Source organism: Pseudomonas entomophila, assembly GCF_013523125.1.
Taxonomy (GTDB): domain Bacteria; phylum Pseudomonadota; class Gammaproteobacteria; order Pseudomonadales; family Pseudomonadaceae; genus Aquipseudomonas; species Aquipseudomonas entomophila_B.
The window spans coordinates 1-13,839 of record NZ_JAAMQJ010000019.1; the positions used below are offsets into that span (position 1 = coordinate 1).

Annotated in this window: 12 protein-coding genes; 8 read left to right on the forward strand and 4 right to left on the reverse strand. The window is 67.0% G+C overall.

The features are described 5' to 3' along the window. Positions 1 to 261 precede the first annotated feature (261 nt). From G7007_RS11725 to G7007_RS11740, 4 genes are all read right to left on the reverse strand, one after another. On the reverse strand, positions 262 to 555 hold the full coding sequence (locus G7007_RS11725; protein WP_181101936.1) for a YceK/YidQ family lipoprotein: 294 nt from the start codon (positions 553 to 555) through the stop codon (positions 262 to 264). Further along, positions 552 to 1,184 carry a flavin prenyltransferase UbiX gene (ubiX, locus tag G7007_RS11730; RefSeq protein WP_181101938.1) on the reverse strand — a complete coding sequence of 211 codons (633 nt, stop codon included), beginning with the start codon at positions 1,182 to 1,184 and terminating at the stop codon, positions 552 to 554. The genes G7007_RS11725 and ubiX overlap by 4 nt, the downstream gene beginning before the upstream one ends. Further along, positions 1,181 to 2,530, reverse strand: coding sequence for a UDP-N-acetylmuramate:L-alanyl-gamma-D-glutamyl-meso-diaminopimelate ligase (gene mpl, locus G7007_RS11735; protein ID WP_181101940.1), 1,350 nt, complete (start codon positions 2,528 to 2,530; stop codon positions 1,181 to 1,183). Before mpl ends, ubiX begins: the two co-directional genes overlap by 4 nt. A 66-nt stretch (positions 2,531 to 2,596) precedes the next feature. Continuing rightward, on the reverse strand, positions 2,597 to 4,492 hold the full coding sequence (locus G7007_RS11740) for a sigma-54-dependent Fis family transcriptional regulator (RefSeq protein ID WP_181101942.1): 1,896 nt from the start codon (positions 4,490 to 4,492) through the stop codon (positions 2,597 to 2,599). A gap of 265 nt (positions 4,493 to 4,757) precedes the next feature. On the opposite strand from G7007_RS11740, the gene exaC reads away from it, so the two are divergent. The 8 genes from exaC (at position 4,758) to G7007_RS11780 (ending at position 13,646) form a co-directional block, all read left to right on the forward strand. After that, on the forward strand, positions 4,758 to 6,278 hold the full coding sequence (gene exaC / locus G7007_RS11745) for an acetaldehyde dehydrogenase ExaC (RefSeq protein ID WP_181101944.1): 1,521 nt from the start codon (positions 4,758 to 4,760) through the stop codon (positions 6,276 to 6,278). Positions 6,279 to 6,547: 269 nt separating this feature from the next. Beyond that, entirely contained in the window at positions 6,548 to 7,996 is a 1,449-nt protein-coding gene (gene eat / locus G7007_RS11750; RefSeq protein WP_181101946.1) for an ethanolamine permease, read from the forward strand. A 78-nt stretch (positions 7,997 to 8,074) separates the two neighbouring features. Beyond that, a complete protein-coding gene (locus tag G7007_RS11755; protein WP_181101948.1) occupies positions 8,075 to 9,469 on the forward strand; it encodes an ethanolamine ammonia-lyase subunit EutB in 1,395 nt (464 codons plus the stop codon). 9 nt (positions 9,470 to 9,478) lie between these two features. Beyond that, a complete protein-coding gene (gene eutC / locus G7007_RS11760; protein WP_181101950.1) occupies positions 9,479 to 10,279 on the forward strand; it encodes an ethanolamine ammonia-lyase subunit EutC in 801 nt (266 codons plus the stop codon). Positions 10,280 to 10,697: 418 nt separating this feature from the next. Beyond that, positions 10,698 to 11,345, forward strand: coding sequence for a DedA family protein (locus G7007_RS11765; protein ID WP_181101951.1), 648 nt, complete (start codon positions 10,698 to 10,700; stop codon positions 11,343 to 11,345). A gap of 7 nt (positions 11,346 to 11,352) precedes the next feature. Beyond that, complete coding sequence (locus G7007_RS11770; RefSeq protein ID WP_181101953.1) at positions 11,353 to 12,168, forward strand: M90 family metallopeptidase; 816 nt, start codon at positions 11,353 to 11,355, stop codon at positions 12,166 to 12,168. A gap of 82 nt (positions 12,169 to 12,250) precedes the next feature. Further along, positions 12,251 to 12,778: an inorganic diphosphatase gene (gene ppa, locus G7007_RS11775; RefSeq protein WP_060392365.1), complete on the forward strand. Its 528-nt coding sequence runs from the start codon at positions 12,251 to 12,253 to the stop codon at positions 12,776 to 12,778. 166 nt (positions 12,779 to 12,944) lie between these two features. Further along, positions 12,945 to 13,646: an XRE family transcriptional regulator gene (locus G7007_RS11780; RefSeq protein WP_181101955.1), complete on the forward strand. Its 702-nt coding sequence runs from the start codon at positions 12,945 to 12,947 to the stop codon at positions 13,644 to 13,646. Positions 13,647 to 13,839 lie beyond the last annotated feature (193 nt).

A 13,839-nucleotide genomic window follows, 5' to 3' on the forward strand; every position in this document is an offset into this window, starting at 1 on the left:
AGACAGGGAATTGTGTTTGGCTTTATGCTTGCTCATGGACTGGCCCTCGCTGCCGTTGGCTGTTCAAGAAACGCCACCGTGGCACTGTGATGCCTCGGCGGGGGCGAGTCCATTCAATTACACCCGTGGCCGCACCACGGCGTTGCAGGCCATCGCGGTCACCTGTAGGAGCGGCCCCCGTGCCGCGATTGGGCCTGAAGGGCCCACAAAATCAGCCACTCCATGCATCAGGCAGACCTGTACCGCTATCGCCCACGTCTCTTACAACCCACCCTGCGCCTGATACCGAACCCCCAGCACCGTCAGCACCGACAACGGCAGTAGCAGCGTGTCCAGCACCAGACTCCCCGGCAGGTCCAGGCGTGGCCAGGCGGGCGCCTCGGTGCCGAAGCGCTGCATCGCGCAGCACCCGCCGTTCAGGGCGTACAGGTCCAGCCGCGTCCCGGCGTACACCACCGGCGCGCCAGGATGGGCCGCATCGAGGGTGCGCACCGTGGCGCAGCCGCAGCTCAGGGCCAGCACCAGGGCCAGGGCGACGCCGCGGTTCGGTTTCACTCCTCGGCGGCGCCCAGGTGGTGCTCGCCCCAGCGTGGCAGCATGTCTTGCGGAATCTCCAGCAGGTTGAGGATGCGCGCGACGACGAAGTCGATCAGGTCGTCGAGGGTCTGCGGCTGGTGGTAGAACCCCGGCGCCGCCGGCAGGATCACCGCGCCCATCTGCGAGAGCTTGAGCATGTTTTCCAGGTGGATGGTGGAGAACGGCGCCTCGCGCGGCACCAGGATCAGTTGCCGGCGCTCCTTGAGCGTGACGTCGGCGGCGCGCTCGATCAGGTTGTTGCAGGCACCGGTGGCGATCGCCGACAAGGTGCCGGTGGAGCACGGCACCACCACCATCGCCGCCGGGGCCCCGGAGCCGGAGGCGACCGGCGACATCCAGTCCTCCTTGCCGTACACGCGGATCTGCCCGGCCGCAGCGCCGGTGTATTCGGTGAGGAAGGCCTGCATGGCCTGGGGCTTGGCCGGCAGGATCACGTCAGTCTCGGTGGACATCACCAGCTGCGCGGCCTTGGAAATCAAAAAGTGCACTTCGCGGTCTTCACGCACCAGGCAGTCCAGCAGGCGCAGACCGTACTGCGCGCCCGAGGCACCGGTCATGGCCAGGGTGATGCGCTGCGGCCCGCTCATCGCAGGGCCTCGGCGAGCTTGCCGTGCAGGCCGCCGAAGCCGCCGTTGCTCATGATCACCACATGGGTGCCGGGCCGGGCCTGGCCCTTCACGCGCTCGATGATCGCCTCGAGGCTGTCGGCGACCACGGCCGGCACCGGGCAGGACGCTGCCGTGCCGGCCAGGTCCCAGCCGAGGTTGGGCGGCGCGTACCAGATCACCTGGTCGGCGGCGACCACACTCTCGGGCAGCCCGTCACGGTGCGCGCCCAGCTTCATGGAGTTGGAGCGCGGCTCGATGATGGCGATCACCGGGGCTTCGCCAACCCGCTTGCGCAAGCCGTCGAGGGTGGTGGCGATGGCGGTCGGGTGGTGGGCGAAGTCGTCATAGAGGGTCACGCCCGCCACCTCGGCGACCGTCTCCATGCGGCGCTTGACGCTCTTGAAGGTGCTGAGGCCGTCGATCGCCATGGCCGGGGTGACCCCGACATGACGCGCCGCCGCCAGGGTCGCCAGGGCATTGGCGACGTTGTGCTGGCCGGTCAGTGTCCAGCCCACCACGCCCTGTGCCTGCCCGTCGAGCATCACTTCGAACCGTGAACCGTCGGCGCTCAGCAGGCGGGCCTGCCATTGGCCCCCTTCGCCGGTGGTCTGCACCGGTGTCCAGCAGCCCATGCCGATCACGCGCGCCAGCGCCGGCTCGGTGGTCGGGTGGATGACCAGCCCTTCGCTCGGGATGGTGCGCACCAGGTGGTGGAACTGCCGCTCGATGGCCGCCAGGTCCGGGAAGATGTCGGCGTGGTCGAACTCGAGGTTGTTGAGGATCGCCGTGCGCGGGCGGTAGTGCACGAACTTCGAACGCTTGTCGAAGAAGGCGCTGTCGTACTCGTCGGCCTCGACCACGAAGAACGGGGTGCCGCCCAGGCGTGCGGACACCGCGAAGTTCTGCGGCACGCCGCCGATGAGAAAGCCCGGACTCATCCCGGCATGCTCCAGCACCCAGGCCAGCATGCTGCTGGTGGTGGTCTTGCCATGGGTCCCGGCCACCGCCAGCACCCAACGCCCCTGCAGCACGTGATCGGCCAGCCACTGCGGACCGGACACGTAGGGCAGCCCGGCATTGAGGACGTGCTCGACGGCCGGGTTGCCCCGCGACAGCGCATTGCCGATCACCACCAGGTCCGGTGCCGGATCGAGCTGCGCGGCGTCGTAGCCCTGGGTCAGTTCGATGCCCTGGGCCTGAAGCTGGGTGCTCATCGGTGGGTAGACATTGGCGTCGGAACCGGTGACCCGGTGGCCCAGCGCCTTGGCGAGTACCGCCAGAGACCCCATGAAAGTGCCGCAGATACCGAGAATGTGAATGTGCATGATCGACCTCGCAAAACGTCGAGGCAGGGTAGCCCAGGCGGGCGCAAATCGCACCCGCTGTTTCGCTCAGCGACGGCGCTCGATGCCGTGTCGACGCAACTTGCGATACAGCGTGTTGCGGCTGATGCCGAGCTGCTCGGCGACACGGGTCATGTGCCAGTGGTGGGCCTGGAGCGTGCGCAGCAGGGCGCCGCGTTCGGCGTCCTCGAGGCAGTTGGCGACCATGGGCGGCGAGGCCTCGGCCACAGGAGGCCGGCGGATCGCCGCCGGCAGGTCCTCGACCCGGATCAGTCCGTCGTCGCACAAGGCCACCAGGGTGCGCAGCACATGGCGCAGCTGCCTGACGTTGCCGGGCCAGGCGAAGGCCAGCAGGCGCTGGCGCGCAGTGTCCTCCAGGCGTACAGGATGGTCACCGGCCTCCTGGGCGAGCAGCGCGTCGAGCAGGTGCGCCGTGTCCGAACGCTCGCGCACGGCCGGCAGCTCGACGTCAAGCCCCGCGAGCCGATAGTACAGGTCTTCCCGGAAGCTGCCCTGGGCGACCTGCTCGAGCAGGTCGCGGTGGGTGGCGCTGACGATGCGCACGTCCAGCGCCTGCGCCTGGCCGCCGATCGGCACCACCTGACGCTCTTCCAGCACCCGCAGCAAGCGCGTCTGCAAAGCCAGCGGCATGTCGCCGATCTCGTCCAGCAGCAGGGTCCCGCCATTGGCCTGCAGCAGCTTGCCCGGCATGCCGTCCTTGCGCGCCCCGGTGAAGCTGCCTCCGCGATAGCCGAACAGCTCGCTCTCGATCAGGCTTTCCGGTAGCGAGGCGCAGTTGATGGCCACGAACGGCGCCTGCCGTCGTGTGCTGGCCTGGTGGATCGCCTTGGCGAACGCCTCCTTGCCCACGCCGGTCTCGCCGTGCAGCAGCACGGGCACGTCACGCTCGAAGACCCGCAAGGCGCGGCGAAACTGCTCGCTCAATCCGGCATCGAGCAGGCACAGCCCCACCCCGGTGACCTGGGCCAGACGCGGCGCTACCTGCGGCCGGGCGACGGTGCGCCCGCGCACGCTGGCAAACAGTGCACGACCATCGCGGGTGTGCAATGGCCAGACCGTGCTGCCCTGGGGCATGGCGCGCTGAATCAGCGCTTGGGGGTCGCAACAGAACCACTGCGTCAGCGTCTGCCCCAGCAAGGCGTCGCGGCTGGTCGCCAGCAGGTTCAGGGCGCTCTGGTTGGCGGCGCAGACCCGGCCTTCGTCATCGAAGGCCAGCAGCCCTTCGCTGAACAGGCCGACCGACTCGGCACGCGGGTGGAACCGCAGCAGCCACTGGTGCGCGTACTGGCGCAGGAAGTAGCAGCTCTCGATCATCCGCGCCGACAGGTTCACCAGGCTCATGGTGTGGAACTGGCTCTGGCGCGACACCTGGGCCTTGGCCGACGACACGTCGAGCACGGCGAGCAGGTCGCCATGGGGGTCGAACACCGGGCTTGCCGAGCAGGTCAGTCCGGTGTGCCGCCCCCGGAAGTGCTCGTCTTGGTGGATGGTCAAGGGTTGCCGCTCGACCAGGCAGGTGCCGATCCCGTTGGTGCCCTCGCGCGCTTCGCTCCAGTCCGCGCCCAGCCACAGCCCGGCGCGCTCGAACACGTGGCGTTCGGCGGGTGCGGTGACGCATTCGAGGATGATGCCGCGGGCATCGGTCAGCAGCACCGCATGCCCGGCGCCGGCCAGTTGCTGGTGGAGGCTGTTCAGCTCGCCGCTGGCGATGTCCAGCACCTGCTGCAGGCGCTCGCGGCTTTCCCGCAGCCCGGCCTGCTCCAGCACCACCGGATCCTGCAGCACGGCCGGGTCGAGGTGATAGTCGTCCAGGCAGCGCAGCCAGGACCGTGCGATGGAAGGGTCGCTGACGGCGTCGCCCTTCGCGCCTCGGGCCACGGTCAGTACCTGGCTGGCATGGCGGCTCAAAGACGTGCTCTGCATGGTTGTTGTTCTCCGCAGATGACTCGTGCGGCCAGCATCCTCCACCCACGCCAGGTTTGCAACGAAGGGCGTCTGACGCCACCGTGAACCGTGTCACAAACGGTACAGACTGTGACGAGGCGTTGCGCCACGGCAGGCACAACCCCCGGCCCGACGCCGCCCGCCCTCCCCTGAAACCCGCGTTGCAGAGCCTTCCACGGCGTTGGCCCAGGGTTTGCTCTACGCTTTGGGACTCCACCACAACACAAGAGCCAGGAGACACATCATGCGTTACGCACACCCCGGTACCGACGGCGCCAAGGTCAACTTCAAGCCCCGCTACGGCAATTACATCGGCGGCGAGTTCGTCGCGCCGGTGAACGGCGACTATTTCACCACCACCTCGCCGGTCAATGGCCAGCCGATCGCCGAATTTCCTCGCTCTACGGCCGAAGACATCGACAAGGCCCTGGACGCCGCCCATGCCGCTGCCGATGCCTGGGGTCGCACCGCCGTCCAGGACCGCTCCAACACCCTGCTGAAGATCGCCGACCGCCTCGAAGCCAACCTGGAGCTGCTGGCCATCACCGAAACCTGGGACAACGGCAAGCCGATCCGTGAAACCCTCAATGCCGACATCCCCCTGGCGGTCGACCACTTCCGCTACTTCGCCGGCTGCCTGCGTGCCCAGGAAGGCGCGGCCGCGGAGATCAACGAAGGCACCGTGGCCTATCATTTCCATGAGCCGCTGGGCGTGGTCGGGCAGATCATCCCGTGGAACTTCCCGATCCTGATGGCCGCCTGGAAGCTGGCGCCGGCCCTGGCCGCCGGCAACTGCGTGGTACTCAAGCCCGCCGAGCAGACGCCGCTGGGCATCACCGTGCTGGCCGAGCTGATCGGCGACCTGCTGCCGCCCGGCGTGCTCAACATCGTCCAGGGCTTCGGCCGCGAAGCCGGGGAAGCCCTGGCCACCAGCAAGCGCATCGCCAAGATCGCTTTCACCGGCTCCACCCCGGTGGGCTCGCACATCATGAAATGCGCCGCCGAGAACATCATCCCTTCCACGGTGGAACTGGGCGGCAAGTCGCCGAACATCTACTTCGAAGACGTCATGAACGCCGAGCCAGCGTTCATCGACAAGGCCGCCGAGGGCCTGGTGCTGGCGTTCTTCAACCAGGGCGAGGTGTGCACCTGCCCATCGCGCGCGCTGGTGCAGGAGTCGATCTACCCGCAGTTCATGCAAGTGGTGATGGAGAAGGTCAAGAAGATCAAGCGCGGCGACCCGCTGGACACCGACACCATGGTCGGCGCCCAGGCGTCGCAGCAACAGTTCGACAAGATCCTCTCCTACCTCGAGATCGCCCAGCAGGAAGGCGCCGAGCTGCTGACCGGCGGCAAGGTCGAGAAACTCGAGGGCAGCCTGTCGACCGGGTACTACATCCAGCCGACCCTGCTCAAGGGCAACAACGCGATGCGCGTGTTCCAGGAAGAGATCTTCGGCCCGGTGGTCAGTGTCACCACCTTCAAGGACGAGGCCGAGGCCCTGGCGATCGCCAACGACACCGAGTTCGGCCTGGGCGCCGGCGTCTGGACCCGCGACATCAACCGCGCCTATCGCATGGGCCGCGGCATCAAGGCCGGCCGGGTCTGGACCAACTGCTACCACCTGTACCCGGCACACGCGGCCTTCGGCGGCTACAAGAAGTCCGGCGTGGGACGCGAAACCCACAAGATGATGCTCGACCACTATCAGCAGACCAAGAACCTGCTGGTCAGTTATGACATCAATCCGTTGGGGTTCTTCTGAGCTGCAAGTGGCTAGCTGCAAGCGGCAAGTAAAGGCGGGACGGTGGTGAGGCGGCATGGGGTGCATGACTTGTAGCTTCTAGCTTCTAGCTTCTAGCTTCTAGCTTGTAGCTTGTAGCTTGTAGCTTGTAGCTTGTAGCTTGTAGCTTGTAGCTTGTAGCTTGTAGCTCGCAGCTCGCAGCTCCCTCGCCCCGCCTGGCCCGCTTCCTGCACACCCCATCACCACGGGGCCGGCGCACCCTGCCGGCCAACAAGAAGAAAGGTGAATCTATGCCAAGCGAACAGGCTGCACACGCGCCGGCAGGCGCGTCGGTCGACTTCGAGAACGTCGACTCCGATTACTTCCAGCAACGACAACTGAAAAAAGGCGCGGCAGGCTGGGTCCTGCTGGTGGGCCTGGGCGTGGCCTACGTGATTTCCGGCGACTATGCCGGGTGGAACTTCGGTCTGGCCCAGGGCGGCTGGGGCGGGATGTTCCTCGCCACGCTGCTGATGGCCACCATGTACCTGTGCATGTGCTTCTCCCTGGCCGAACTGTCGTCGATGATCCCCACCGCCGGGGGTGGCTACGGCTTCGCCCGCAGCGCCTTCGGGCCCTGGGGCGGGTTCCTGACCGGGACGGCGATCCTCATCGAATACGCCATCGCGCCCGCGGCGATCGCCGTGTTCATCGGCGCCTACTGCCAGTCGCTGTTCGGCATCGGCGGCTGGATGATCTACCTGGCCTTCTACGTGGTGTTCATCGGCATCCACATCTTCGGGGTCGGTGAAGCCTTGAAGCTGATGTTCGCCATCACGGCGGTGGCGGCCATCGCGCTGGCGGTGTTCCTGCTGGCCATGGTGCCGCACTTCGACGCCGCCAATCTGTTCGACATCGCCCCCACCCAGGCCGTCGGCGCCAGCAGCTTCCTGCCGTTCGGCTACGTCGGCGTGTGGGCGGCGATCCCCTACGCGATCTGGTTCTTCCTGGCGGTCGAAGGCGTGCCCCTGGCGGCCGAAGAGACCAAGAACCCACGGCGCGACCTGCCTCGCGGCCTGATCGGCGCGATGCTGGTACTGCTCAGCTTCGCCCTTTTGATCCTGGTCATCGGCCCGGGCGGCGCTGGCGCCGAGGCGCTCAAGGCTTCGGGCAACCCCCTGGTCGAGGCACTGGCCAAGGCCTACGGCGGCTCGACCTGGATGGGCAGCTTCGTCAACCTGGTCGGCCTGGCCGGCCTGATCGCCAGCTTCTTCTCGATCATCTACGCCTACTCGCGGCAGATCTTCGCCCTGTCGCGGGCCGGTTACCTGCCGCGCAAGCTGTCGGAGACCAACAAGAGCAAGGCGCCAGTGCTGGCGTTGGTGATCCCGGGCCTGATCGGCTTCGCGCTGTCGCTCACCGGCCAGGGTGACCTGCTGATCCTGGTGGCGGTGTTCGGTGCGACCTTGTCCTACGTGCTGATGATGGCGGCGCACATCACCCTGCGCATTCGGCGCCCCAAAATGGAGCGCCCTTACCGCACGCCGGGCGGGGTCGTGACCTCGGGTGTGGCACTGGTGCTGGCGTGCATCGCCGTGGTGGCCGGCTTCCTGGTCGATCCACGGGTGGTGATCGGCGCGGCGGTGATCTACGCAGTGCTGATCGCCTACTTCGCGTTCTACAGCCGCCACCACCTGGTGGCTGGCACGCCCGAAGAGGAACTGGCGGCGATCCAGCAGGCCGAGCAGACCTTGCACTGACTGACGCGCGAGCGCCTTGCCCGGCGGGGCGCTCGACGCCACGCGGCACCTGAGGGGGTGCCGCTTTGGAGGTTGTAGATGGCATCTTTCGTACACACGGTTGGTAACCAGTCCTACCGTTTCGACAGCCTGAAGGAGGTCATGGCCAAGGCCAGCCCGGCCCGTTCGGGCGACTGTCTGGCAGGCGTGGCCGCCAGCAACGATGGCGAACGCGTGGCGGCGCAGATGGCGTTGGCCGACATCCCGCTCAAGCACTTCCTGAACGAGGCGCTGATCCCGTACGAGGAGGACGAAGTCACTCGCCTGATCGTCGACACCCACGACGCCCAGGCCTTCGCCCCGGTCAGCCACCTCACCGTGGGCGGCTTGCGCGACTGGCTGCTCGGCGAGCAGGCCGACGAGCACAGCCTGCGGGCCCTGGCGCCGGGGCTGACCCCGGAGATGGCCGCGGCGGTCTCGAAGATCATGCGCGTGCAGGACCTGGTGCTGGTCGCGCAGAAGATCCGCGTGGTCACCCAGTTCCGCGGCACTCTGGGCCTGCGCGGGCGGCTGTCGACTCGGCTGCAGCCCAACCACCCCACCGACGACCCGGCCGGGATCGCCGCGAGCATCCTCGACGGTCTGCTGTATGGCAACGGCGATGCGATGATCGGCATCAACCCGGCCACCGACAGCACGGCGTCGATCTGCGCGCTGCTGGAGATGCTCGACGCGATCATCCAGCGCTATGAGATTCCGACCCAGTCCTGCGTGCTGACCCACGTCACCACCTCGATCGAGGCGATCAACCGGGGCGTGCCGCTGGACCTGGTGTTCCAGTCGATCGCCGGGACCGAGGCGGCCAACGCCGGGTTCGGCATCAGCCTGAGCCTGCTGCAGGAAGGCTACGAGGCCGGCCTGAGCCTCAAGCGCGGCACGCTCGGGCAGAACCTGATGTACTTCGAGACCGGCCAGGGCAGTGCGCTGTCGGCCAACGCCCACCATGGCGTCGACCAGCAGACCTGCGAAGCGCGCGCCTATGCCGTGGCCCGGCACTTCAAGCCGTTTCTGGTCAATACCGTGGTCGGCTTCATCGGCCCGGAATACCTCTACAACGGCAAGCAGATCATCCGCGCCGGCCTGGAGGACCACTTCTGCGGCAAGCTGCTGGGCGTGCCGATGGGTTGCGACATCTGCTACACCAACCATGCCGAGGCCGACCAGGACGACATGGACACCCTGCTGACCCTGCTGGGGGTGGCCGGCATCAACTTCATCATGGGCATCCCAGGGTCGGACGACATCATGCTCAACTACCAGACCACCTCGTTCCACGATGCGCTCTACGCGCGCCAGACCCTCGGCCTGCGGCCAGGGCCGGAGTTCGAGGCGTGGCTGGCACGGACCGGGATCTTCACCCAGGCCGATGGCCGGGTGCGCTTCGGCGAGCATCTGCCGCCGGCCTTCCGCCAGGCCCTGGCGCAACTGGGATAGGAGCTGAACATGGACAACACCCCTGCGAACCCCTGGTCATCGCTGCGCAACCTGACCTCGGCGCGCATCGCCCTGGGCCGCGTCGGCACCAGCCTGCCAACCCAGGCGCAGCTGGACTTCCAGTTCGCCCACGCCCAGGCGCGCGATGCAGTGCACCTGCCGTTCGACCACGCGACGCTGCGTGACACCCTGGCGCAACGTGGACGGCCCAGCCTGGTGCTGCACAGCGCCGCCCACGACCGCGACCAGTACCTGCAACGCCCGGACCTGGGCAGGCGCCTGGACGAGGCGTCGGTCGCCACCCTGGAGGAACACGCCCGCGCGCACCCGGAGGCCGTGGACCTGGCAGTGGTGATCGCTGACGGCCTGTCGGCCCTGGCGGTACATCGCCACGCCCTGCCCTTGCTGACCCGCTTCGAGGAGCAGGCGGCGAGCGAGGGCTGGTCGATGGCGCCTGTGGCGCTGGTGGAACAGGGCCGCGTGGCCGTGGCCGATGAGATCGGCGAGCGCCTGCGGGCGCGCATGACGGTGATGCTGATCGGTGAACGTCCGGGGCTGAGTTCGCCGGACAGCCTGGGGATCTACTTCACCTACGGCCCGCGGGTAGGGCTGACCGATGCCTATCGCAACTGTATTTCCAACGTGCGCCTGGAGGGGCTGAGCTACGGGCTGGCCGCACACCGGTTGCTGTACCTGATGCGCGAGGCCTGCGTGCGTCAGTTGTCGGGGGTGAAGCTGAAGGACGAGGCGCAGTTGCAGCAGGTCGAAGGGGACGCGACCCAGAGAGCCGGGAATTTTCTGCTGGAGTGAACGGGCGTGAGGGCGGGCAAGCCCGCTCCTACAGAACACAAGATAGCTTGTTGATTTCAAAGGAAATAATTTTAGAACCTTGTGGGCCCTGAGGGCCCAATCGCGGCACAGGGGCCGCTCTTACACTGGCCGCGGTGGTACAGGCAATCGCGGTCCTTGTAGGAGCGGCCCCTGTGCCGCGATCGGGTCCGCAGGACCCGTAGAATCAGCGCACCTCGCTTTCTCCTGCAGCTCACTGACCCCGCCGCCCCACCCGGTAATCCCTCGCTACAATCTCTCCGGGCATTAACGTCATCTGACCGTATAATGCCGTTTGTCTTGTGTGAAAAATTACCCACCCCTGGGTATACCTGCCTACACCGAGGCCCTTTCCCGTCATCGCGCGTGCTCCCAGGGAGCCCCAGAACAGGTGCTGTACATGGATTTCAACCCGCTGGATCTCATCCTGCATCTCGACGCCTACCTCGACCTGCTGGTCAACAACTACGGCCCCTGGATCTACGCCATCCTGTTCGCGGTGATCTTCTGTGAAACCGGCCTGGTGGTGATGCCGTTCCTGCCGGGTGACTCGCTGCTGTTCATCGCTGGCGCGGTGGCCGCCGGAGGTGGCATGGATCCGGTCCTGCTGGGCGGCCTGCTGATGGCAGCGGCGATTCTCGGCGACAGCACCAACTACGTGATCGGCCGTACGGCAGGCGAGCGGCTGTTCCGCAATCCGAACTCGAAGATCTTCCGCCGCGACTACCTGGCCCAGACCCACAGCTTCTATGCCCGTCATGGCGGCAAGACCGTGACCCTGGCGCGCTTCCTGCCGATCCTGCGTACCTTCGCGCCGTTCGTGGCCGGCATCGCTCACATGCATTACCCGCGGTTCCTCGGCTTCAGCGTCGCCGGGTCGGTGCTGTGGGTCGGCAGCCTGGTGACGCTCGGCTACTTCTTCGGCAACGTGCCGTTCATCAAGCAGCACCTGTCGCTGATGGTCGTGGTCGTCATCCTGGTGTCGCTGATCCCGATGATCATCGGCCTGGTACGCGGACGCGGCGGGCGCACGGCCAAGGCGCACTGACAAGGCCATGTGGTCCTTGCGCGCCTGGCGGCGCCAGCGCACCCTGGCCCGCTACCCTCTCGACACCCAGCAATGGCAGGCCGTGCGTGAGCGCCTGCCCTTGCTCGACGGGCTGAGCGACGAGGAACACCGCTGGCTGCGCGACGCCAGCGTCCTGTTCCTGCACGACAAGCACCTGACCAGCCTGTCGGGGCTCGAGCTGGACACCGACCAGCGTCTGTTCCTGGCGGCCCAGGCCCAGTTGCCGCTGCTGCACCTGGGCGAGCTGGACTGGTACCAGGGCTTTCACGAGCTGATCCTCTACCCCGACGACTTTCGCAGCCCGCAGCGCCACCGCGACGCCAGTGGCGTGGAGCATGCCTGGGACGGCGAGCACAGCGGCGAGGCCTGGCTGCAGGGGCCGGTGATCCTGGCCTGGCAGGGGGTGCTGGCCAGCGGCGGCTGGGACGGCTACAACCTGGTCATCCACGAGCTGGCGCACAAGCTCGACATGCTCAACGGCGACGCCAACGGCCTGCCCCCGCTGCACCGCGACATGTCGGTGCAGGACTGGGCCCAGGCCATGCAGAGTGCCTACGACGACCTGAACCGTCAGCTGGACGCCGACCCCGAGGCCCAGACCGCCCTCGACCCCTACGCGGCTGAAAACCCGGCCGAGTTCTTCGCCGTGACCTGCGAGTACTTCTTCAGCGCCCCGGACCTGCTGCACACGGCCTACCCCCAGGTGTACCAGCAGTTGCAGCGGTTCTACCGACAGGACCCGCTCGCCCGCCTGCAGCGCCTGCAGGCCGAGCACCCGCACTATCCTCCGGACCTGGCCTGAGCCTGGCGGGCGTGGCATGGGCCGGGGGAATGTGCCTATAATCGCGGCCAATTTTTCTGGTCAAACATGGGGGCACAGCCCAATGAGCTACAGCAAGATTCCGGCAGGCAAAGACCTGCCGAACGACATCTACGTTGCCATCGAGATCCCGGCCAACCACGCGCCGATCAAGTACGAGATCGACAAGGACAGCGACACCCTGTTCGTCGACCGTTTCATGGCCACCCCGATGTTCTACCCGGCCAACTACGGCTTCATCCCCAACACCCTGGCCGACGACGGTGATCCGCTGGACGTGCTGGTCGTCACCCCGTACCCGGTCGCGCCAGGCTCGGTGATCCGTGCCCGTCCGGTCGGCGTGCTGAACATGACCGACGACGGCGGCGGCGACGCCAAGGTCATCGCCGTGCCGCACGACAAGCTGTCGCAGCTGTACGTCGACGTGAAGGAATACACCGATCTGCCGCCGCTGCTGATCCAGCAGATCGAGCACTTCTTCGCCAACTACAAGGATCTGGAGAAGGGCAAGTGGGTCAAGATCGAAGGCTGGGCCGGCGCTGACGCCGCCCGCGAAGCGATCACCAAGTCGGCAGCCGCCTACAAGGGCTGATGCGACGGCCAGGCACGTCCTGACGACGCACATGAGGATCGGGGCTGTCTGGCCCCGATCTCTTCAGGCAGGTGCGGCAAGACGCCCAGACGCTTCCTACATGCGTCCGCCCCCTCAAACATCCCGTTTATTCCCTCGCGTCCCCCTCCTCGCTAGACTCGTCGCCATGAAGACATCCGGCGACCGCCTCAAGGCCCTCCTGCAAGAATGCAACCTGACCGCTGCCGACTTCGCGGCGCACCGCGACGTCACGCCCCAGCACGTCCACAACTGGTTCAAGCGCGGCGTTCCCTTGGCGCGGCTCGACGAATTCGCCCAGCTGTTGTCGGTCAATCGCCGCTGGCTGCTGTCCGGACAAGGGCGCAAGTACCCGCGCTCGGCCCAGCACCCGCCACGCATCGGCTACCCGCAGCGGCCGGTCCCGCTGTCCCCCGAGCTGGTCGCGCAGGACGCCGAGATCGTGCGCCTGCCCCACCAGACGGTCCGCGAGGGCAAGCTGCAGCCGACAGCCGAACGCTTCCTGGTCCTGCCCCGGCCAGTGCTCGAGGCCCAGGGCGTCGAGCCGGCGCAGGCGATCTGCCTCACCCTGCCCGGCAGCAACATGCAGCCGCGCCTGGCCGTGGGCGCTACCCTGGCGATCGACCGTGGCCACACCCGGATCGTCGATGGCGACCTCTATGCCCTGCTCCACCTGGGTACCCTGCGGGTGCACCAGGTCACCCTGGACCGGGACAACGTCCTGTGCCTGCACAACCATGACGACGATGAGTACCCGAGCGAGTACTACAGCCTGGCCCAGCGGCGCATCCACGGGATCGAGGTGATCGGCCGGGTGTTCTGGTGGTCGCACCTCAATGGCGCACGGTAGGGACAGGGCGTGGCAATTGCCACTGGGCAACGGCGACGAGGCCAGGTATCCTGGCGCTCACGTTCCGTCGCTGTCGGCCTTTGTCCTGGCAGTGACCGGGCCACCGCGAACCTCGCGGCACGCCCGCTGAGGCCTTCCTGGCCGATCACCCTTTGCAGGTGGCCGTGGCTTACCAAAAGTAGGTCAGGACCAT